This window comes from Sphingopyxis sp. 10G20-10, from assembly GCF_057365075.1.
Map to the genome: position 1 here is coordinate 2,496,260 of NZ_CP195117.1, position 20,927 is coordinate 2,517,186.

Below are 20,927 nucleotides of genomic sequence, written 5' to 3' on the forward strand. Positions count from 1 at the left end.
GAGAGCCGCCAGGCTTTAGCGGCCGCAGATCACCGAGCCGCTACCGACATTGCGCACAGTGCAACTCGGCTTGCCCAGCACCACCGTTTTGCCCAGTCCGCGCGTGGTCACAGCCGCCGTTTTCGTCGCATTGAAAACATGGTCGCCCGATCCCTCGCTATCGGTCGTGAGGTCGGACACCACCAGCTTCCCTGCATCGAGGCTGCCCGCGCCCGACAGGATCATCTGTCCGCGTTTTGCGGTGCCGCCCAGCGTCATTGTGCCATTGCCGATCATCGCAACGCTCAACCGGTCGGCGCTAATGTCACCCACGGTCAACCGCCCCGGCCCATGCAGGCCAAGCGCCACCTTGGCGCCCCGCATACGGTCGATTGACAGCGAGCCAGCACCCGCCACAGCCGCTTCGCTGAGCAGGGTGGCGTTGACACGGATCGTCACCGGACCGAGCGGTTTTTCGCGCCTGTCATCCCCGGCAAATTGCTGGCTTCGGATCGTCAGCGTTCCATTGTCGGAATCGACCACGACGCGATCCAGCGCTTCGGCAGAGCCAATCGCCACCGCGCTGACCGGCGAACGGGTCGTCACTTCGACGATATAGTCCGCCTGCACCATGATCCGGTCAAAGCTGGTCAGACCATAGCTTTTCTCGTTTGCGGCGGCAGGACTGCTGGTCAGCAGGACCGCCAGCAACAACGGAACAGATCGGGTAAACAGTTTCATGGCGCGGTCCTAATCCATTACATCAGACCGCGCTATAGCATCAGCTTGTTAACTACAGGTGACGTCGCCCGATCCCATTTTGCGCGACGTGCATGTTGCTCCGCCCCGCACCGAAACATCGCCCGACCCCATGACGCGGAGAGAGGCTTTGCCGCTGGCATGGGCATCGACGTCACCCGATCCGGTCACCGAGACATCCAGATCGCCGACCTTCACGCCTTCGGCATCAATGTCGCCGGATCCGGCTATGCTATAATCACCCGTCGCCGCATCGCCGCCAGTCACATTCAACTGACCCGACCCCGCGATATTAAGCTCCAGATTCTTGGCCTTTACCGTGCTGATTTTCAGATCTCCCGATCCGCTGAGCGAAGCCTTCACATCGTCGCCTTCGGCCATGTCGGCATCAATATCGCCCGACCCGGAAAGTCTGACCGCACTCAAAAGCGGCATCGTCACCGAAATCTTCGCGGGTTCGTGGCGGCCGAAATTCCAGCTGCCACGTTTGGCATGAATTTTCAGCATCGTACCGTCGACATCAATTTCCAGAGTATCGAGGTAATTTTGCGGACCGGTTGCCGAAACCGAAAAAACATCGCCGCGGCGAATGGTCACATCATCGCCTGTCGCCAGCGAAACGCCGGAAAAGCCTTCAAGCGCATAATTTTTGCTTGCCGAAGGCCCTGCATCGGATTTTTTGTCAGACGATTCAAAACCGTCAACATTACATCCGGCCAAAGCGACCGCAGCGAGAGGCAGCATGGCCCATGTCAATTTTCGCATCGTACAAACTCCCTTGTGTATTATTACTATAATACAGCGAAGAGACTCTGTCCAGCGAGAAGTTGATCGGGGGCCTTACCAGCGCAAAAGCGGGGGCAACAGCAACCGGCCGACAATCCCCGACACCACGACCGACAGCCCGTGCCACAGCGTGATATGGATGATATTGTCCACCGGACAATGCAACGCAACAATCGTCGCGCCAGCGGCCCCGGCGGCAATACCGATGACCAGCCCCGCGTGCGTCGCCGACGTCGGCGCTCCGCCACGTAGCCACAAGAACAGCGCCGCTCCGACGCCCAGCCCCGACCCCACGCCCTGGGTCAGGCAGAGTGTGCCGGCATCCATGGCAGCCGCTTCCATCGCGACATGGCTGTCACCCATGGCCAGTCCGATGGCGGACAAAGGCAGTGCCAGCGCCACCACTCCGGCCCAACGCCAGCCGCCATAGTCACGCCCGACCCCGGGCATACCCATACGGACCGCACTCCATGTCGCGGCGATTGCGACCCCGGCAATCAGCCAGAAGGTCAGAAGCGACACGGCGTGCACATGGCCACTCGCCAGATCGGCACGCATTCCCAATGTTGAAATCAGCGCCACGGCACCTGCCAGCCAACCGAGACCGACCCAGATCGACCCGCGACCGGTCCGGCGCGGTTTCACGGGTTGCAATTCGTCGGCCAAACCGTCGATCAGATTGTCGAGGGAAACGTTACGCATTTCAGTCACTTTCAACCAATTGCGCGAGCTTTTTCAGTCCGCGATGAATATTCACTTTAACCAGCGATTCGCTCTGCCCGCAGATGCGCGAGGCTTCGGCGATCGACGCACCTTCAATTTTGACCAGCGTAATCGCCTGCGCTTGTCCGCGCGGCAGATGGTTCAACATGCGATCAAGACTCAACCGCGCATGGACGGCTTCATCCTCGGCCTCGACCGAGGCATCACCGTCCTGCAATTCGGCCTCGTCACGCTGTTTTCGCAGCATGTCGATCCAGCGATAGCGCGCAATGGCCGCAAGCCACGGCAAAAAGGCGCGGCTCTTGTCCCATGTCGCCAGTTTGCGGTGCAGCGACACCAATGTGTCCTGCACCAGATCATCGACACTGTGCGGGGCGATGCGGCGCGCGAAATAGCGTTCCAGCCATTTGCGGCTGTCACCCAGCAAGGCACGATATGCATCGCGATCCCCGCCCTGTGACGCCATCATCAACTGAGAGAGCGAGAATTCGTCGATGCTCATTTGGCGCGGACTTTGGCGATAATCGTATCGACCGAGAAGAGTCCGCCGCCACGCACAATCAAAATCGCGGCCATCGCAACCCACAGGCTATGCACGGGCCACCAGGCGTCAGGGAAAACGAAAATCTGGATAACCATTGTCATTACCAACAGCGCGCCTGCGGAAAAGCGGGTCGCAAGTCCGAACAGCAACAGCAACGGGAAAATATGTTCGGCAAAATTCGTCACCGGCACCGCAATTTGCGGATCAAGCGGCAGTCCTGAAAATTCATTGGCGAACAAATCATAGGTAAAATCCTTGATCTGAAACCATGTTCCGTCCTCGACCTTGGTCTGGCCCGAACGCCAGAAAACGCCAGCGAGAGCCAGACGGGTCAGCAAAAGCGCCAGTCCTTCGGGAGTTTTGCCCGAAACCAACCGTACAGCTTGATCATATAATGTGACAATTTTCTTCAAGACTCTGCCCTCCGCAATGCGCCTGTTGCAATGAAGGACCCGATTGCGGCGGCTCCTTCTTCATGCTGTTCGGCGATCAGGGCGATGAGGTTACCGAGGGATGTCGACTTTTTTGCCAACGCCATCGCATCAGTCTCCACAGGGGTGGCGGGAGTGATGCGAACATCGGCTTCGGGTCGCGTGATCAGCAGGGCGCGACAATTGCGCGAAAAGGCCGGATCGATAGCCGCAGCCGCCTCGGAGCTCAGTTGCACGACCATGGCCGCCGGATGGCTCTCCACCTGCAAGGCAAGCAATGTCGCCTCGTCCATGTCCGCAAGGTCGGCGAGCGTCAAAACCGCGCTATCGGCGGCATGATAGCTTTTGAGCCATGCCCACTCGACCACCGCCACATCGGCTGCAACATCATCGGTCAAATCCGCAAGATAGGCCGGAAACCCCTCGCCGATTTGCGCGTGCGCGCGCCCCTGCGCTCCGCCTGCATCCAGAAAATCGCGCGACAATTGGTTGAACTGCGCCTCACCGATGAAGTTGCGCGTGCGCGGAAATGTGTCTTCAAGCGCGATCAGCCGCGCGTGTGATATGGTGTTGGCGTGGACCTTCATCCCGCGCAGCAGCGCGGCGCCATCGCCCGCAAACAACTGTGGCGGCAAATGATCGGGGCCGTGTAGCAAAGTGGCGGCGATGGCTTCCTGTTCCTGCTCAAGCATCGAGGCGCACTCCATCGACCACCCGGGCGATCAGCGCATCTGCCGTCGCCACTTCGGCGGCGAGTATGTCAAAAGTTGGAATATCGGTGTCCCACTCGACGAGAACCGGCTTTGGCCCGGCCCGATCCAGAAAACGCGCCAGCAAGGACCAGCAGCTTGGCCGCACCGGCGACCCATGATCGTCGATGGCCATCTCTATCCCGTCATCATCGGCCTTGCGCGCATGGCCCGCGACATGGACTTCACCGACCAGCGTCGGATCAAAACCATCCAGCCACGCTTCGGCATCACCGCCCAGATTATGAGCCGACACTTCGATGTTATTGATGTCGAGCAGCAGACCGCAGCCGCTGCGCCGACATAGCTCGTGCAGAAAATCCACCTCGGACCAGTCCGCATGGGCATAGGCCAGATAGCGTGACGGATTTTCGACGAGAATTTGGCGGCCCAGTCGCGATTGGACCCGATCCAGCTGAACAGCAAAATGGTCGAGCGCGACATGCGAATAGGGAATAGGGAGCAAATCGGGGAATTTATCGTCGGCGCTGTTACTCCAACTCAGATGGTCGGACACCATTGCCGGTTGATAGCGATCATGGAGCGTAGATAGCGCGGACAGCTCGTCTTCATCGACGCCGGCGGCTGACCCCATAGACAATCCGACCGAATGGAAACTCAGCGGCATATGCTCGGCAATCGCGGTCAACCAGCGATGTGGAGGCCCGCCTGCGCCGAAATAGTTCTGGGGGTGAACTTCGGCCCAAGCGGGCGCCATATTCCGTTCCACTGCCTCCAGGACATCCGCATAATGGCTAGGTTTAAGGCCAAAGCCGGCGCGGGAAGGCAGATGCTGGAACGGACGGGGGGGCATGTTTGACCTTAGGTCAGGATTTTTTGGCAACCGGCTTTGCGTTGCCCTTATGCGCGGTCAGGGTGCCGCCCATTTTCTCGCAGCTGCCCTTGGCAACATATTTCCAGGCATTGCCCTGATAATCGGCGGTCGAAGTGCCCGCACAGCTGGTGCCCGGACCGGCGGCGCAGTCATTCTTGCCCTTCAGCGCGATACCAAAGCATTTTTCCTTGGCACCGGCAGCGGCGGCAGCGGGGGTTACGGTTGCGGCGGTGGCCATGGCAATGAGCGCGCTCGCGGCGAGTGATAATTTCAGCGTATTCGACATAGGGTAGTTCCTTTGAAACTCTCGATGCAGACATGGCATCACTCTGGGTTCGCAGCCACCCGACGATAGGTTACGCTGACTTACAAAAAAATTGGAGCAAAGAAATGCGCGAGCGACGCCATTTTGTCGCCACCTTCACCCGCCATAGGGCTAGACCGCAGGCGCCAAAGCGCCCACCCTCCCCCTCTGTCGACCGGAAAGACCGACCATGAGCGTAGCCTTTCGCCGCGAGAGCGACGATGATCATAAAGAACCCGAATTTGAGGTTCCGATTGCGGTCGGCCCCAATTGGGTCACACCGCGCGGGCTGCGCCTGTTGGGCGAAGAGATTGCGCGTCTGGAATCGCTGATTGCCGCGGAAACTGATGTCGAGGCGCGCAAAAAGCTGCAACGTCAGCTGCGTTATTTCCATACCCGCCACACAACCGCCGAGGTGCAGACGCCACCCGCCGACGGGACCGTCGGCGTCGGCAGTCGTGTCACCTTTACGCTGAACGGCAAACAGCGCAGCCTGACGATTGTCGGCGGTGACGAAGCCGATCCGGGCGCAGGCAGCATCGCCTTTTCCGCGCCCATTGGCCGCGCTCTGATGGGCGGCGAGGCGGACGAAGCGGTTGAATTTCAGGATGTCGAAGACGCCATTCACATCTTGTCCGTCGAAGATGATCAAGGGGTGCAGGCATGAAAGACAAATTCGAACGCCACAAACAACCCTGGCGGACCGACGAGGTCGACAAGCTCCACACGCTCGCCAAAAAGGGGATACCGCTCAAATCCATCGCCAAGGCGCTGACACGCAGCGAAGAATCGGTCAAAACCCGCGCCAAAGCCGACAAATTGTCGATCGCCAAGCTGCACTGACCCGATCCATGTCCCCTACTAAATTTGATGCCATCGTGCTGGGCGCAGGCGCGGCCGGATTGATGTGCGCCGCCGTCGCGGGTCAGCGGAGTCGGCGCGTGGCGTTGCTTGACCATGCCGATGCGGTGGGCAAAAAAATCCTGATCTCTGGCGGCGGGCGCTGCAATTTCACCAACCGCAACACCAGCGCCGACCGCTTTTTGTCGGCGAACCCGCATTTCGCCAAATCGGCACTCGCGCGATACCAACCCGCCGATTTCATCGCGCTCGTCGACAGCTATGGCATTGCTTGGCACGAGAAAACGCTCGGCCAATTATTCTGCGACGGGTCGGCGCGGCAGATTGTCGCGATGCTCCTCGAAGAAGCCGCCAAAGGTCAGGTCGATGTCCGTACCGGCCAACCCGTCGGACCCGTCACCCATGCCGATGGTGAGTTCACCGTCCGGTACGGCGACCAGCATCTGTCCGCCCCCGCACTCGTCATTGCTACCGGCGGCCCATCGATTCCCAAAATGGGCGCATCGGGTTTTGCCTATGATCTGGCGCGCCAGTTCGGGCTGAAGGTCGTCGAGCCGCGCCCCGCACTCGTCCCTCTAACCCTTGGCGGCGATGATGTGCTGTTCCGCGAATTATCGGGTGTCGCCGCCGATGTGACCGCGCGCTGCGGCAAAACCGTTTTCCGCGAGGCCGCGCTTTTCACCCATCGCGGCCTGTCCGGCCCCGCCATTCTTCAGATCAGCAGCTATTGGCGGCGCGGCGAACCGCTGCACATCGACTTTCTGCCCGATCACAAGGCCGGCTGGCTGGTGCAGGCCAAACAGAACCGTCCGCGCGCCACGATACGCGCCACACTCGGCGCCCATCTCGCCGACCGGCTCGCCGAAACCGTACTCGACCGCCTCGACGCCGCGGGAGAACTAGGCGCCCAAACCGACCGCCGTCTGACCGCGGTGGAACAGGCGCTGGCCCGCTGGCCCTTCAATCCCAATGGCAGCGAAGGCTTTGCCAAGGCAGAGGTGACGGCAGGCGGCATCAGCACCGCCGAGTTATCTTCGCAAACGATGGTAGCCAAACGTGTGCCAGGTCTGTATGCGGTCGGCGAAGCCGTTGACGTCACCGGCTGGCTAGGTGGATATAATTTCCAATGGGCCTGGGCCAGCAGCGTTGCGGCGGGTCAGGCAATTTAGAAAATAGCCTTATCATTCCGCGTCATGTCGAACAGGTTTCGCCATCTCTGGATTGACGCGGCGACCCTGCCCCTAGGCAACAACAAAGGCGACGCTGAGTCGTCTGAGAAAAGAAGAAAAAATGTCCTTCGAAACTCTTCCCGCCCTCCTCGCGGAGGCTATCTCTGCGCGCGGCTATACTGTATTCACCCCGGTTCAGGCCTCTGTCCAAAAACCCGAAGCCTTGGGTCGCGACCTTGTCGTGTCGGCGCAAACCGGATCGGGCAAGACCGTCGCCTTTGGCATCGCCATGGGAGAGCAACTTCTCGAAGACGGCAAAATGCCCTTCGCGACGTCGCCGCTGGCATTGATTATCGCTCCGACCCGCGAGCTTGCCCTGCAAGTCAGCCGTGAATTGAGCTGGCTTTATGCCAAGGCGGGGGCGCGCATCGCCACCTGCGTCGGCGGCATGGACGCCAGCAAGGAACGGCGCTCGCTCAATCAAGGCGTGCATATCGTCGTCGGCACCCCCGGCCGTTTGCGCGATCACCTCGAACGCGGCGCGCTCGATCTCACCGCGCTGCGCGTCGCCGTGCTCGACGAAGCCGATGAGATGCTCGACATGGGCTTTCGTGAGGACCTTGAGGAAATCCTCGACGCGACCCCCGAAACGCGCCGAACGCTCATGTTTTCGGCGACGATCCCCAAGCAAATCGCCAATATGGCCAAGCGCTATCAGCGCGACGCACTGCGTATTTCGACGGTTGGCGAAGATCGCGGTCATGGCGACATCAGCTATCAGGCGATCACCGTCGCCCCTGCCGATATCGAAGGCGCGGTGGTCAACCTGCTGCGCCTCCACGATGCCGAAACCGCGATGCTGTTTTGCGCCACGCGCGACAATGTCCGCCGCCTTCACGCCAGCCTGACCGAGCGCGGCTTTGCCGCCGTCGCTTTGTCGGGTGAGCATAGCCAGAACGAACGCAACTCTGCCCTGCAAGCGCTGCGCGACCGCCGCGCGCGCGTCTGTGTCGCCACCGATGTCGCCGCCCGCGGTATCGATCTGCCGACGCTCAGCCTTGTCATCCATGTCGAAATCCCGCGCGACGCCGAAACCTTGCAGCACAGGTCAGGACGCACTGGACGCGCGGGCAAAAAAGGCACCGCCGTCATCATCGTCCCCTATCCGCGTCGCCGCCGCGTCGACGGCATGTTGCGCGGGGCGCGTATTCAGGCCGAATGGATGGAGGCACCAACCGCCGCCGATGTCCGCAAGCGCGATCAGGAGCGTCTGATTGAAAAGCTGCTCGCCCCCGTCGAGCATGAGGCCGACGATCTGGAACTGGGCGCGCGTCTGCTCACCGAACGCAGTCCCGAAGACATTGCCGCGTCGCTGGTCCGCGCGCACCGCGCCTTGATGCCGCCGCCCGAGGATCTGATCGACAACAGCGCCCGCGGACGCGACCGTAGCGATTTTCGCGACCGCGATCGCGCCGATGGTGGTCGCCCAGAGCGTGGACCACGCCCCGAACGCAGCAGCGAACCGCGCGCCGGTTTCGAAGACAGCGTCTGGTTCAAGATCAACATCGGTCGCCAGCAAAATGCCGATCCGCGCTGGATCTTGCCGCTTCTGTGCCGTCGTGGCCATGTCACCAAGGGCGAAATCGGCGCGATCCGCATCGGCCCCAAGGAAACCATGTTCAACATCCCGCGCGCCATCGCCGACCGCTTTGCCGAGGCCGTAACGCGCAGCGCCAACGCCGACGGCGAAGATGACAGCGGCGTCTCCATCACTCCCTCGACCGAAGGCGGCCCACCGCCGCAGCGCGGTCGTGGCGGCAGCAAGCCGTTACCGCGCGAAACGCTCGGTACCAGCGACCGCTCCGGCCCGCGCCCGCAAGGCCGCGCGCCCGGTCGCGGCGGCCCCGGCGGCTATGGTGGTGGCCCCGGCGGTCGCGGTGGCCCCGGCGGCAAACCCGCGCGCTACAAAGCGAAGCCCTTTGGCGGCAAAGGCGGCCCCCGCCGTCCGGCGAAATAATTACCCCGGGTTTCGCAAAACTTCGTCATTGCGCCGCGCTGCCTCGCCCACCAAATAGACTGGATAGCAGGAGAATGGCGATGCAAGCAGTCGAAGCCTTTATCGAGAAACAGGGCGGACCAGAGGTGATCCAGTGGCGCGATGTTGCCGTGGCCGCGCCCGGTCCGGGGCAAGTGCTGCTGCGCCACAGCGCAGTCGGGCTCAACTATATCGACACCTATCATCGCGACGGCACTTATCCGGTCCCGCTCCCCAGCGGCTTGGGCCTTGAGGCGGCGGGCGAAGTTTTGGCTGTCGGAGAGGGCGTCACCGACTTTGCCACGGGTGACCACGTCGCCACCTTCGGCCCCGAACGCAATGCCTATTCCAGCGCCCGTGTGGTCGGCGCGGGCGGACTGTTCAAACTGCCCGATGCGATCAGCGATGAAGTGGCGGCGGCGGCGATGCTCAAGGCTTGCACGGTCGAAGCGCTGGTCGAACGCTGCGCCCGGGTCGAGGCGGGGTGGCCGGTGCTCGTCCATGCCGCTGCGGGCGGGGTCGGGCTGATCCTCGTCCAATGGCTGAAAGCCGTCGGCGCAACCGTCATCGGCACCGTCAGCACCGCCGAAAAGGCCGAGGCCGCGCGCGCCGCCGGAGCCGATCATGTCCTGCGCTATCGCGACGAAGATGTCGCCGCACGGGTGCGGGAAATTACCGATGGCGCGGGCGTTCGGGTCAGCTTTGACGGGGTCGGTAAAGCGACATGGCCGGTATCGCTCAAATCGACGGCGCGGCGCGGATTGATTGTCAGCTATGGCAATGCCGATGGCCCCGTTACCGATGTGAACCTCGGCATACTTGCGCAGCATGGCTCGCAATTTGTCACCCGCCCGACACTGTTCGATTATTACCGCGATCCGGTCGAACGTGCAGCCGGTGCAGCGCGCGTCTTCGCGATGATCGAAAGCGGCGCGGTCAGCATCACCATCGGTCAGCGCTATCCGCTACAGGATGCGGCGCGCGCGCATATTGATCTGGAATCGGGGCGAACAACAGGGTCGACCTTGTTGATCCCCTAGGCGCTATGCCCCCAACCGCTCGGCGTGCCACGCCACATGCTCGGCCATGAAGGTCGAAATGAAATAATAGCTGTGGTCATAGTCCGGCTGCATCCGCAGCGTCAGCGGCTGCCCCGAGGCTTCGCAGACTGTCTCCAACAATTCGGGCTTCAATTGTTCGGTGAGGAAGCCATCGTCGCCGCCCTGATCGACAAGCAGCGCGGGCAAGCGCGCACCATCGGTAATCAGCGCGCAAGCGTCATAATCGCGCCATGCCGTCCGATCCGTGCCCAGATAGCCGCCGAGCGCCTTGTCGCCCCAAGGACAGGCGAGCGGTGAGACAATCGGGGCAAAGGCCGACACCGACCGGAAACGGTCTGCATTGCGCAGCGCGATGGTCAGCGCACCATGCCCGCCCATCGAATGGCCGCTGATCGCCTGCCGCTCCATATCGACGGGGAAATTTTCCGCGATCAGCGCGGGCAGCTCGCTCTCGATATAAGTTCGCATTTGATAATGCTCGGCCCAAGGCTCCTCGGTCGCATCGACATAAAAGCCTGCACCAAGGCCGAAATCCCACGCCCCGTCAGGATCATCGGGAACGCCGTCGCCGCGTGGGCTGGTGTCGGGCGCGACGAAAATGATCCCCGCCTCCGCACAAGCCGCGCGATACTCGCCCTTTTCCATGACATTGGCATGGGTGCAGGTCAGCCCCGACAAATACCACAACACCGGCAGCTTCGCCCCTTCCGCATGGTCGGGAACATAAACGGCAAAGCTCATATCGGTGCCGGTGCTATCGCTGGCGTGACGGTACACACCCTGCGTGCCACTATGACTGCGATTGGTGGAGAGAGTTTCGAGGGTCATGATTGGCCTATATTATGGGTGACGGTTGCCCCACGCTAACCCAGCGTGGCGGCGTAAGACAGTGTTTTATCGGTGGGCAGGCGCTTGGGACGGAGCGAAAGCGTGCCCCTCGCGCAGGTCATTATCGCGGTGGATGCGCGCGCAACACCCCGCTATATATCGGTCTATATGATGATCGGGGGACAGCGGACACACATGCACGCGAAGGGTTCGATCGGCTGGGTTCGGTGGCTTGGAGCGATGCTCGTTGCTTGCTGCGCGCTCTTGTCGGTCAGTGCAGAGGCTGCGACCTGTTCGGCGGCTGGCGCGCAGGGGGCCGCGCCGTCGAGTTGGCAAAGTTATTGCTGGCTTGATCTCTCGACATACAACGACAGCACCGCACGGTCGGGGGCAGGACAGAATTTCTCGTTCAGCCTCGCCGATGGATCGACGCTGACTTTCAAGGTCAGGGCGACAAGCACCGCGTCCACCGCGCTTGTGTCGCAAACCGCGCCAAGCTGGTCGGGGGCCGCCGTCGGCAACACAAGCTTCCTCAATATTCCCGGCAAGCCGATCCTCTATACGACCACCAACAACTCGACGGTCACGCTGACAATCTCGAACATCACCGTCTTGCCGCCACCGGGCGTTGCCACCGTCAATGATTATGCCTTTGTCATCGCCGATGCGGAATCGACCGATAATTCCGAATATCTGGAATATACGACCAATGGCTCGGCGTGGGCGATCCTCGACACGGTCGCCCCGATCAGCGGCAGCAATTATCCGGCAGTGACCGGCGCAGGCACCACGACCTTGCGCGAATCGGGCAATGGCACACCCAGCCCGATCGGGGCCTATATCGTGGGATCGAACAAGCCGACCACGGTGGGCGTGACGTTAAGGGCCGGCGGCCTGCAAGGCGTGATGTTTGCCGTGCGCTTTGCCTCGATCAAATTGACCAAACAAATTGTCGGCGCGCGCGTCGACCCCGCCGATCAGTTCACCTTCAGCATCCGCTCGACATCATCGGCGCAGGTTCTGGCGACCGGCACAACCACCGGCACCGGCAATGGCCCGTTCAACGCCGCCGTCATTTCCACCGCCTCGGGCATCCCGATCTCGCTGACCGAAACGATGGCGACGGGCAGCATCGGCACCCTGTCGCAATATCGCGCCTCGCTCAGTTGCACGAACGCGACCGCGGGGTCGCCGACCGTGCTGCCCAATAACCTGGTCACCACCAGTTATGATTTCGGGTCGCTATCCTTTGGCGACATCATTTCGTGCATCTATACCAACGCCCCCTACCCCCACCTCAAACTGTCCAAGGCGCTCGCCCCTGCGGGACGCATTTTCCCGACCGACCAGTTCAACGTCCGCATCAAACAAGGGGCCACCATCGTTGCCAGCACCACGACAACGGGCAGCGGCAGCACGGTCGCCAATGGCAGCACCGGCTTTGTCCAGCTCGCGGCGGCGACGGCGTATCAGATGGACGAACTCGCGGTCGGGTCGACCAATTTGGCGCGCTATACCAAGGGGCTGGCTTGCACCAACGCCTACACAGGCTCGGGCACAGCCTTGCCGACCAGCCTCAACAGCAATGTCACCCCCAATATCGGCGATGTCATCACCTGCACGATCACCAACACCCGCGATCCCGCCAATGCCGTCATCCGCATCACCAAATCGTCCACCCTGCTGTCCGACGGGGTCAATCTGTCCAATCCAAAGGCGATCCCGGGGGCGACGGTCCGCTATGCCATCACCGTCACCAACGAAGGCGATGCGCCCGTCGACATCAACACCATCGTCATCGCCGACGCCCTGCCCGCCAATCTGACCTATTCGGTCGCGCCATCGGTCACCTTTACCAACGGAACGACGCCCAGCGGGCTCGTCGCCTTCAATCCGGCGACGGCGGTGCGTTTTTCCAGCCAGCCTTCGGGCGGCGCACCCTATAGCTATACACCGTCAGGAACATTTGACCCCAATGTGCGCGGAATCCGCGTCAATCCATCGGGCATCATGGCCGCGTCAAACGGCACCAACCACCCCAGCTTTACCGTCAGTTTCGAAGCCAGGGTCAATTGAACCAAAGGGGATCGCCAACGCCATCAAATCGGCCGGCAATCCCCTTCGGACTGATCACATGCGCTTCAGCGCGCAAATCTTGTTGCCGGCGGGGTCGCGCAAATAGGCCAGATACATGCTGCCCATTTCGCTCGTGCGGATACCCGGCGCATCCTCAATCGCCGTGCCGCCATTGGCAACGCCCGCGGCGTGCCAGGCGTCGCCCTGTTCGGGTGACGTGACGGCAAAGCCGACCGTGCCGCCATTGGCGTGGCAGGCGGGTTCGCCATTGATCGGAACCGACACACCAAATACGCCGGTCTCGCTCATATAAAAAAGGCGTCCTTTGGGATCGATGACACCTTCGGGTCCGCCCAGCGCCGCGAACAGCGCATCGTAGAATTTCTTGGACTCGGCGATGTCGTTCGACCCCACCATGACATGACTGAACATTGGCTTCTCCTTTGGTTGCGATTCGATACTTATCTTGGCGCTTTTGTCAGCGAAATACCACCGTCTTGCGGCCATCGATCAACACGCGCTGCTCGGCGACCCAGCGCACTGCCCTTGCCAGCACCTGCGCTTCGACATCGCGGCCGGTGCGGACCAGATCCTCGGCGCTGTCGCGATGATCGACGCGTTCCACCGCTTGTTCGATGATCGGGCCTTCGTCGAGGTCGCTGGTAACAAAATGCGCGGTCGCGCCGATCAGTTTGACCCCGCGTTCCTGCGCGCGGTGATAGGGCTTTGCCCCCTTGAACCCCGGCAGGAAACTATGGTGGATATTGATACAACGACCCGCCAGTTTCGCGGTCATGTCCGCCGACAAAATCTGCATATAGCGCGCCAGCACCAGATAATCGGCGCTGCCCTCTGCCATCACGTCCAAAATCGCCGCTTCCTGTTCGGCGCGGTTGGCGTCGCTCACCGGCAGGTGGTGAAAAGGCACCCCATGCCATTCGGCGAGGCGGCGGCCATGGTCATGGTTCGACACCACCCCGACAATATCGACCGCCAGATTGCCCGTCGACCAGCGGTGGAGCAGGTCGTTGAGGCAATGGCTGGCCTGAGAGACGGCGATGACAAAGCGCGGCTTGACCGCCGCGTCCGCCAGCTGCCAGTCCAAAGCAAAACGCTCCGCAATCGGGGCAAATGCGACCTTCATCGCGGCCAGATCGGCCGGAAAGCGCGGCCCTGCCCCGCGAAAGGCAACGCGCATGAAAAAGCGCCCGCTGCCCAGATCGGCATATTGCTGGCTATCGAGAATGAAGCCGTCGGAATCGGACAAGAGGCCGGTGACGGCGGCAACGATGCCAACGCGATCGGCGCAAGAAAAGGTCAGGACAAAATCGGCGGCCATGTCCGAGGTCAATAAACCACGACGCTGCGGATGCTCTCGCCCGCATGCATCAGGTCGAACCCCTTGTTGATCTCGTCGAGGCTCAGCACATGGGTGATCATCGGGTCGATCTGGATTGTACCGTCCATGTAGAGGTCAACAATCTTGGGCACATCAGTGCGCCCCTTTGCGCCGCCAAACGCAGTCCCGCGCCAGTTGCGACCGGTGACGAGCTGGAACGGACGGGTGGAGATTTCCTTGCCCGCTTCGGCCACCCCGATGATGATGCTGGTGCCCCAGCCGCGGTGACAACATTCCAGCGCTTGGCGCATCACGGTCGTGTTGCCGGTGCAATCGAAACTATAATCGGCCCCGCCATCGGTCAGCGCCACCAGATGCGCGACAATGTCGTCCACATCCTTGGGATTGACGAAATGGGTCATCCCGAACTTTTTGCCCCATTCTTCACGGTCGGGGTTGATGTCGACCCCGACGATCATGTTCGCGCCCGCCATTTTCGCACCCTGCAGCACGTTAAGCCCGATGCCGCCCAGCCCGAACACGACGACATTATCGCCCGGTTGGACCTTGGCGGTGTTGGTCACCGCGCCAACGCCGGTGGTGACGCCGCAGCCGATGTAACAGCTGGTTTGAAATGGCGCGTCCTCGCGGATTTTGGCGACGGCAATTTCGGGCAGGACGGTGAAATTCGAAAAGGTCGAACAGCCCATATAATGATGGATCATCTGCCCTTTATACGAAAAACGGCTGGTGCCGTCGGGCATCAGGCCTTTGCCCTGCGTCGCGCGGATCGCGGTGCACAAGTTGGTTTTTCCACTCAGACAGCTTTTGCACTGGCCACATTCGGGGGTGTAAAGCGGGATGACATGGTCGCCCGGCACGACACTGGTGACACCCGCGCCCACTTCGCGCACAATCCCTGCGCCTTCATGGCCCAGCACGCTGGGGAACAGGCCTTCGCTGTCGAGCCCGTCGAGCGTATAGGCATCGGTGTGGCAAATGCCGGTCGCCATAATCTCGACCAGCACTTCGCCGGCCTTGGGGCCTTCAAGGTCAAGCTCGACAATCTCGAGCGGCTTTTTCGCTTCAAAAGCGACGGCGGCGCGGGTTTTCATGGGGAGGCTCCTTTTCTGCTCTCTCAATCAGGCAATCGGGCGGCCAATGCAAGCCATCAATCCCCCCTGCGGCGCAGCACAGGGGCGGAAACGCGCCGAATGCGGCAGACCGCCCGCCGCGCCGGAGGAGGCCGGTTGGCATCGCTCTGCTGCCCCCTCCCCCCGCGCATCATTTGCCCTCTTCGTCTGTATTTTTATTCCAAAGGTCACAAAGGTCACACTACGTCCCCCCTCTGTTTCGCCTTTCCCGCCGCGCCGGCTGTCGGCCAGACAAGAAGGGGGGAGGACGGAGCATCGAAGAGGCGAATCTTTGCATGATCGACAGGCTAAACCCGCGACACGATGTAGGACAGCCTGTTTATGCACGGGCACGGATCAGGGCATGTCTGTCGGTGAGGGGCGGGCCGTCGATTGCCCACCGGTCCTTTTACCGGGCCATAGACCCAATGTGCGGTCCCCGACGCGCGATGCAGCGGTTCCAGTCCTGCCCGCTCAACATTCAACCACGCTGACCGCCAACCCGCCCTTGGACGTTTCCTTATATTTATCACGCATATCGCGGCCGGTCTGCATCATCGTCGCGATCACCTTGTCCAGACTGACCATATGCGTACCATCGCCGATCATGGCAATGCGGCTGGCGTCAATCGCCTTGATCGCGCCCATCGCATTGCGCTCGATACAGGGGATTTGCACCAGTCCGCCAATGGGATCACAGGTCAGCCCCAGATTATGCTCCATGCCGATTTCGGCGGCGTTTTCGATTTGCGCATTGCTGCCGCCGAGCGCCGCCGTCAGCCCCGCCGCCGCCATCGAACAGGCGACCCCGACCTCGCCCTGACAGCCGACCTCGGCCCCCGAAATAGAGGCGTTTCGTTTATAGAGCGCGCCAATCGCGGCGGCGGTGAGCAGGAAGGTCCGCACGCCCGCAGCATCGCCGCGATAACAGCGCCGGTAATATCGGATGACCGCCGGAATAATCCCCGCCGCGCCATTGGTCGGCGCGGTCACAACGCGGCCACCCGCAGCGTTTTCCTCATTGACCGCCATCGCCCACAGGTTGATCCAGTCCATCAACGCCATCGGCTCGGCCAGCGCATGATCCTGCTTGGAGCGAATATCGGCGGCGATTTTCGGTGCGCGCCGTTTGACCTCCAACCCGCCGGGCAAAATGCCTTCGCTTCCGCAACCGGCATCAATCGAGGCGTCCATCGCAGCAGCCACGGCATCAATTCCGGCCTCGACCTCGGCACGCGGCAACCGCATTTCCTCATTGGCGAGCATCATTTCGGCAAAGCTCAGGCCAGAGGCTTCGCCCATGTCCAACAGGTCAGCGCCCGAGGTGAAGGCATAGGGCAGATCAATCTCGTCCTCGCCGCCGCGGCTGTTGCGCCCTGCTTCATCCTCATCGACGACAAAGCCGCCGCCGATGGAAAAATACATGCGCTTGGCGATGATTTCGCCGTCGCTGTCGCGCGCGGTAAAGGATAGCGCATTGCTGTGAAAAGGCTGGCGCTGGCGCCGTTGAAAATGGAGGTCACGCGGCGGATCGAACGTCACCGTCCGCTGGCCCAAAAGGGCGATGATTTTCTCGCCATTGGCGCGCGCCCAATGCGCCTGAATGGCGGAAAGGCTCGTCGTTGCAGGCACCTCGCCCGCCAGCCCCGCGACAATCGCGGTGTCGGCGGCATGGCCCTTGCCGGTCAGCGCCAGCGATCCGTAGAGATCGACTTCGACATGCCGCGTGGACTCCAGCAGGCCCGCCTCGTCGAGCCACAGCGCAAAGCGCCGCGCCGCGACCATCGGCCCGACCGTGTGCGAACTCGACGGGCCAACACCGATTTTAAACAATTCGAACAGGCTGATGGTCATGGCGGCGCTATAGGATAAGCGCCGCCATATCGAAAGGCATCAAAAGCGGATTATTCGCTCCGCCAAAAGCGCTTAGCCGCCATAGGTCCAGACGTCGCCGCGCGCATAATTTTCCGCGGCGAAATCCCAGTTGAGCAAGCTATCCACCGCCGCTTCGACATATTTGGGGCGTTCATTCTTGCGGTCGAGATAATAGGCATGTTCCCACACATCGATCACCACCAGCGGCGTGATACCGGCGGTCAGTTCGGTTCCCGCGTCATGCGTATCGGTGACCGACAATGTGCCGTCGCGTGACACCAGCCACGCCCAGCCCGAGCCGAAATGTGCGCCAGCCACCGCTTTCAGCTTGTCGTTCAGCGCCTCGAGCGAGCCGAAATCGCGGTCGATGGCGGCGGCCAGATCGCCGGTCGGCTTTGAGGCTTGGGGCGCAAGGCTGTGCCAGTAAAAACCGTGGTTCCACGCTTGTGCGGCATTGTTGAACAAGCCCTTGTCGCCATTGCCCTCGGCGGCATGGATGATTTGCTCAAGCGACTTGTCGGCCAAATCGGTGCCTTCGACAGCCTTGTTGACCTTGTCGACATAGCCTTTGTGATGCTTGCCATGGTGGGTCGCCAATGTGTCGGCGGAAATATGCGGCGCCAATGCGTCATTGGCATAAGGGAGGGGAGGATGCGCAATAGTCATGTGTAACTCCAATTGGTTGAGGGGGGAGTGTCCTTTGAACGCGCCTTCAACGGCTCGCGTTGCACCCCATGCAAAAAATCAGCGGTCACCTGCAACCGCAGAATGACATTTTCGACCAATTTTCTTGTTGGTAAAAGGTAAAGCCAACCGGCAAATCACCTATCAGGCCAGGTCCGGTCAACGGACTCTCATCAGCCTGTCTCCCAGCGCACCGGCAGCTTGATCTGACACACCAGCCCCTCGCTGTCCCAGCGACGCTCGATGCTCCCGCCCAGATTGTTGCGGACGCTGCGGTCAATCAGCGAAGTGCCAAAGTTCAATTGCGTCGGCGGCCCGGTCAGCTTCGCTCCGCCTGATTCGGTCCAGATCAGCGAAAATTCGCGCGGGCTGGCCTGTGGGTCGTCGAGCGTCCACCCGATGTCGACTTGCCCTTTCTCGCTCGTCAGTGCGCCATGCTTGGCGGCATTGGTCGCCAGTTCGTTGAACAATAAAGCCATGGCGACCAGACTGTTTTCGGGAAGGACAAAGTCGGGACCAGTCCAGCGGATACGCGGAAAGGCGGCCTCCACCTCGCGCATCAGGGCGTGGATCGAACCGGTCAGGAAATTGGCGCCCAACAGCACATTCTGGGCGCGGTTCATCGCATCGAGCCGATTGCTGATCCGGTCGGCATAATCATCAATATCGCGCGCCGAATGGCGGGTCAGCGAGATGATGGCACCAACGGTCGCAAACAGATTGCGCATCCGGTGGTGCAATTCGCGCATCAAAAGGTCGCCATATTCCTGACGATTATGCTGCTCGGTCACATCATAATTGACACCGGTCAGGATATGTTGTCGTCCCCCCTGCCCCCATTCGGCGCGTCCCGCCAGCCAGCGCAGGCCCAATTGCGGGTGAAGAATGCGGAACTCGTTGGTGAAGGGCTCGATGCCCGCAATCGCGGCATCAAGTTTCGCACCCACCTCTTCCCGATCATCGGGGTGGATGCGGTCAAAGGCACCTTGCCGGCTGTCCAGAGCTTCACCGCTATCGGCACCCCAGACTGTCTCATACGCCCCTTGCCAATCCACATGATTGGTCCGCGTATCAAGCTGCCAGATAGCCACCGAAGAAAAATTAATCGCTTGATCGAGCATCACCTTGGCCGTTTCGCACTCAATCGCGGATCGCCGCAACTCGGCCTCAGCCATGATGATATCGGCAAAATCAGACAGCCGCGACAGCTCTTTCGCATCCAAAGCCGCGCGCGGCTTGGTATCCAATATGCATAGGGTCCCCAATATTTCGCCATTATAGGCTTTGAGCGGGACACCCGCATAAAAGCGCGCAAAGGGCTCCCCCGTTACCAGCGGATTGTCGCGGAACTGTTCGTCTTCATGCGTGTCGGGAACGATCAGCGCCTTGTTACCGGACACGACAAATTGGCAAAAACTAATGTCGCGCGCAGTTTCACGGACCGGCAATCCCTGCGCGGATTTGAACCATTGGCGGCAATCATCGACCAGCGACACCAGCGCGATCGGCACATCGAACAAATCTGCGACCAGCTTGGTAATCCGGTCGAAAGCCGGTTCTTCATCGGTATCCAGCAACTGATATTCATACAGCGTTTCAAGCCGGTGACGCTCGTCGCGTTCGTCACTTTCGTCACATGCAACCGCTTTTGAAGTCCGCGCCGTCAAATCCCTGTCTCCGAGCCTTGGTCCATCTCGATCGCCTGACCTATCTTGGCATGAATTGCCACTGTGACAAAGCTGGCGCGCAACTGGCAAGCACAAGCGTGACTTTGTCCACTATCTTACCCGCCAAGGAGCGCCGTCACCCCTGCGTCCCAATGCTACGCGCAGACGGGGGGCAAGTTGCACTGATGAGGCACGCAAGCTGCCACTCTCGCAAGAACATAAGGCGCGGGAACCAGTCCCTGCTCCCGCGCGTTGTCATAACTGATCCGGGAGGGATTACATGTCATTTGCAGAAGATATTCGCAGCCATTTGCCATTTTTGCGCCGCTATGCCCGCGCGTTGACCGGCAGCCAGCAGCATGGCGACACATTTGTCCACACCGTGCTAGAGGTTATCGTCGCCGCCCCTGACGAATTTGGCGAAGGCTATGGCACGCGGATTGACCTATATCGGACCTTCCACCGCATCTGGGAAACCAGCTATATCGAGAGTGGCGATGTCGATTCCGACGATCCGGATGTTCGCGCGGCACAACAACGCCTCGCCCGCATTACGCCGCTGGGACGGCAAGTGTTTCTGCTCACCGCGCTGGAAGGCTTTACCAGTGCCGAGGCTGCGGTCATCACCGGCACCAACATCGTTACGGTCGATGACCTGCTCGCCGAAGCGGTCGAGAATCTGGAACGCGAAGCCCACACATCGGTCCTCATCATCGAAGATGAATTGCTGATTGCCATGGAGCTGGAATCAATCGTCCGCAGTCTGGGTCATGACGTCGCCGCCATTGCCGCGACCCACCGCGATGCGCTTGCCGCCGTGGCCGAACATCAGCCGGGGCTGATTCTCGCCGATATTCAGCTCGCCGATGGTTCGTCGGGGATCGAAGCGGTGCAGGACATTATGAGCAGTTCGCCCGTCCCCGTCGTCTTTATTACCGCCTTTCCCGAACGGCTTTTGACCGGCGACCGGGTCGAGCCTGCCTTTCTGATATCCAAACCCTTCCGCAACAATATGGTGCGGGCAGCCATCAGCCAAAGCCTGATCTCGGTCCCCCAACCTGTCGCCGCTTAACTGCTGCATCGACACGC

Annotated in this window: 22 protein-coding genes; 7 read left to right on the forward strand and 15 right to left on the reverse strand. The window is 61.0% G+C overall.

Going from position 1 to position 20,927, the window contains the following annotated elements; all coding sequences use genetic code 11:
* Positions 1–15: 15 nt before the first annotated feature.
* The 8 genes from ACR3XE_RS12115 to ACR3XE_RS12150 form a co-directional block, all read right to left on the reverse strand.
* The gene (locus ACR3XE_RS12115) at positions 16–720 is read right to left on the reverse strand and encodes a head GIN domain-containing protein (protein WP_473699941.1); all 705 of its coding nucleotides are present in this window, start codon (positions 718–720) and stop codon (positions 16–18) included.
* A gap of 48 nt (positions 721–768) precedes the next feature.
* Positions 769–1,503, reverse strand: a complete 735-nt coding sequence (locus ACR3XE_RS12120) for a head GIN domain-containing protein (protein WP_473699940.1) — start codon at positions 1,501–1,503, stop codon at positions 769–771.
* A 75-nt stretch (positions 1,504–1,578) separates the two neighbouring features.
* Complete coding sequence (locus tag ACR3XE_RS12125; protein ID WP_473699939.1) at positions 1,579–2,226, reverse strand: NrsF family protein; 648 nt, start codon at positions 2,224–2,226, stop codon at positions 1,579–1,581.
* Position 2,227: 1 nt separating this feature from the next.
* A complete protein-coding gene (locus ACR3XE_RS12130; protein WP_486185768.1) occupies positions 2,228–2,749 on the reverse strand; it encodes a sigma-70 family RNA polymerase sigma factor in 522 nt (173 codons plus the stop codon).
* Positions 2,746–3,204, reverse strand: coding sequence for a DoxX family protein (locus ACR3XE_RS12135; protein WP_473699937.1), 459 nt, complete (start codon positions 3,202–3,204; stop codon positions 2,746–2,748). Before ACR3XE_RS12135 ends, ACR3XE_RS12130 begins: the two co-directional genes overlap by 4 nt.
* Positions 3,201–3,914 carry an HvfC/BufC family peptide modification chaperone gene (locus ACR3XE_RS12140; RefSeq protein WP_473699936.1) on the reverse strand — a complete coding sequence of 238 codons (714 nt, stop codon included), beginning with the start codon at positions 3,912–3,914 and terminating at the stop codon, positions 3,201–3,203. The genes ACR3XE_RS12135 and ACR3XE_RS12140 overlap by 4 nt, the downstream gene beginning before the upstream one ends.
* Positions 3,907–4,785 carry an MNIO family bufferin maturase gene (bufB, locus tag ACR3XE_RS12145; protein ID WP_486185769.1) on the reverse strand — a complete coding sequence of 293 codons (879 nt, stop codon included), beginning with the start codon at positions 4,783–4,785 and terminating at the stop codon, positions 3,907–3,909. Before bufB ends, ACR3XE_RS12140 begins: the two co-directional genes overlap by 8 nt.
* Before the next feature lie 13 nt (positions 4,786–4,798).
* On the reverse strand, positions 4,799–5,092 hold the full coding sequence (locus tag ACR3XE_RS12150; RefSeq protein ID WP_486185770.1) for a BufA1 family periplasmic bufferin-type metallophore: 294 nt from the start codon (positions 5,090–5,092) through the stop codon (positions 4,799–4,801).
* Positions 5,093–5,300: 208 nt separating this feature from the next.
* Here ACR3XE_RS12150 and ACR3XE_RS12155 point away from each other — a divergent pair, with 208 nt between their 5' ends.
* The 5 genes from ACR3XE_RS12155 to ACR3XE_RS12175 all read left to right on the forward strand — a co-directional run bounded on the left by ACR3XE_RS12155 (position 5,301) and on the right by ACR3XE_RS12175 (position 10,215).
* Positions 5,301–5,777, forward strand: a complete 477-nt coding sequence (locus ACR3XE_RS12155) for a GreA/GreB family elongation factor (RefSeq protein ID WP_473699933.1) — start codon at positions 5,301–5,303, stop codon at positions 5,775–5,777.
* Positions 5,774–5,953, forward strand: a complete 180-nt coding sequence (locus ACR3XE_RS12160; protein ID WP_473699932.1) for a hypothetical protein — start codon at positions 5,774–5,776, stop codon at positions 5,951–5,953. Before ACR3XE_RS12155 ends, ACR3XE_RS12160 begins: the two co-directional genes overlap by 4 nt.
* 8 nt (positions 5,954–5,961) lie before the next feature.
* Entirely contained in the window at positions 5,962–7,140 is a 1,179-nt protein-coding gene (locus ACR3XE_RS12165; RefSeq protein WP_473699931.1) for a BaiN/RdsA family NAD(P)/FAD-dependent oxidoreductase, read from the forward strand.
* Positions 7,141–7,261: 121 nt separating this feature from the next.
* A complete protein-coding gene (locus ACR3XE_RS12170) occupies positions 7,262–9,157 on the forward strand; it encodes a DEAD/DEAH box helicase (RefSeq protein WP_473699930.1) in 1,896 nt (631 codons plus the stop codon).
* 80 nt (positions 9,158–9,237) lie between these two features.
* Complete coding sequence (locus ACR3XE_RS12175) at positions 9,238–10,215, forward strand: quinone oxidoreductase family protein (protein WP_473699929.1); 978 nt, start codon at positions 9,238–9,240, stop codon at positions 10,213–10,215.
* Positions 10,216–10,218: 3 nt separating this feature from the next.
* Here ACR3XE_RS12175 and fghA read toward each other — a convergent pair whose 3' ends face one another.
* Positions 10,219–11,064 (reverse strand): S-formylglutathione hydrolase, encoded by an 846-nt coding sequence (gene fghA / locus ACR3XE_RS12180; protein WP_473699928.1) that lies wholly within the window; start codon positions 11,062–11,064, stop codon positions 10,219–10,221.
* A 195-nt stretch (positions 11,065–11,259) separates the two neighbouring features.
* On the opposite strand from fghA, the gene ACR3XE_RS12185 reads away from it, so the two are divergent.
* The gene (locus ACR3XE_RS12185; protein WP_473699927.1) at positions 11,260–13,140 is read left to right on the forward strand and encodes a CshA/CshB family fibrillar adhesin-related protein; all 1,881 of its coding nucleotides are present in this window, start codon (positions 11,260–11,262) and stop codon (positions 13,138–13,140) included.
* Between the two features lie 54 nt (positions 13,141–13,194).
* Here the strand turns inward: ACR3XE_RS12185 and ACR3XE_RS12190 are convergent, their stop codons facing one another.
* The 6 genes from ACR3XE_RS12190 to ACR3XE_RS12215 form a co-directional block, all read right to left on the reverse strand.
* Positions 13,195–13,572, reverse strand: coding sequence for a VOC family protein (locus ACR3XE_RS12190; RefSeq protein ID WP_473699926.1), 378 nt, complete (start codon positions 13,570–13,572; stop codon positions 13,195–13,197).
* Between the two features lie 46 nt (positions 13,573–13,618).
* Positions 13,619–14,479: a formyltetrahydrofolate deformylase gene (gene purU / locus ACR3XE_RS12195; RefSeq protein WP_473699925.1), complete on the reverse strand. Its 861-nt coding sequence runs from the start codon at positions 14,477–14,479 to the stop codon at positions 13,619–13,621.
* Between the two features lie 8 nt (positions 14,480–14,487).
* Positions 14,488–15,594 (reverse strand): S-(hydroxymethyl)glutathione dehydrogenase/class III alcohol dehydrogenase, encoded by a 1,107-nt coding sequence (locus tag ACR3XE_RS12200; protein ID WP_473699924.1) that lies wholly within the window; start codon positions 15,592–15,594, stop codon positions 14,488–14,490.
* 492 nt (positions 15,595–16,086) lie between these two features.
* Positions 16,087–17,466, reverse strand: coding sequence for an L-serine ammonia-lyase (locus ACR3XE_RS12205; protein ID WP_473699923.1), 1,380 nt, complete (start codon positions 17,464–17,466; stop codon positions 16,087–16,089).
* 72 nt (positions 17,467–17,538) lie between these two features.
* Positions 17,539–18,153: a superoxide dismutase gene (locus ACR3XE_RS12210; protein ID WP_473699922.1), complete on the reverse strand. Its 615-nt coding sequence runs from the start codon at positions 18,151–18,153 to the stop codon at positions 17,539–17,541.
* 191 nt (positions 18,154–18,344) lie between these two features.
* Positions 18,345–19,838 (reverse strand): GAF domain-containing protein, encoded by a 1,494-nt coding sequence (locus ACR3XE_RS12215; protein WP_473699921.1) that lies wholly within the window; start codon positions 19,836–19,838, stop codon positions 18,345–18,347.
* A gap of 280 nt (positions 19,839–20,118) precedes the next feature.
* On the opposite strand from ACR3XE_RS12215, the gene ACR3XE_RS12220 reads away from it, so the two are divergent.
* Positions 20,119–20,910, forward strand: coding sequence for a response regulator (locus ACR3XE_RS12220; protein WP_473699920.1), 792 nt, complete (start codon positions 20,119–20,121; stop codon positions 20,908–20,910).
* Positions 20,911–20,927 lie beyond the last annotated feature (17 nt).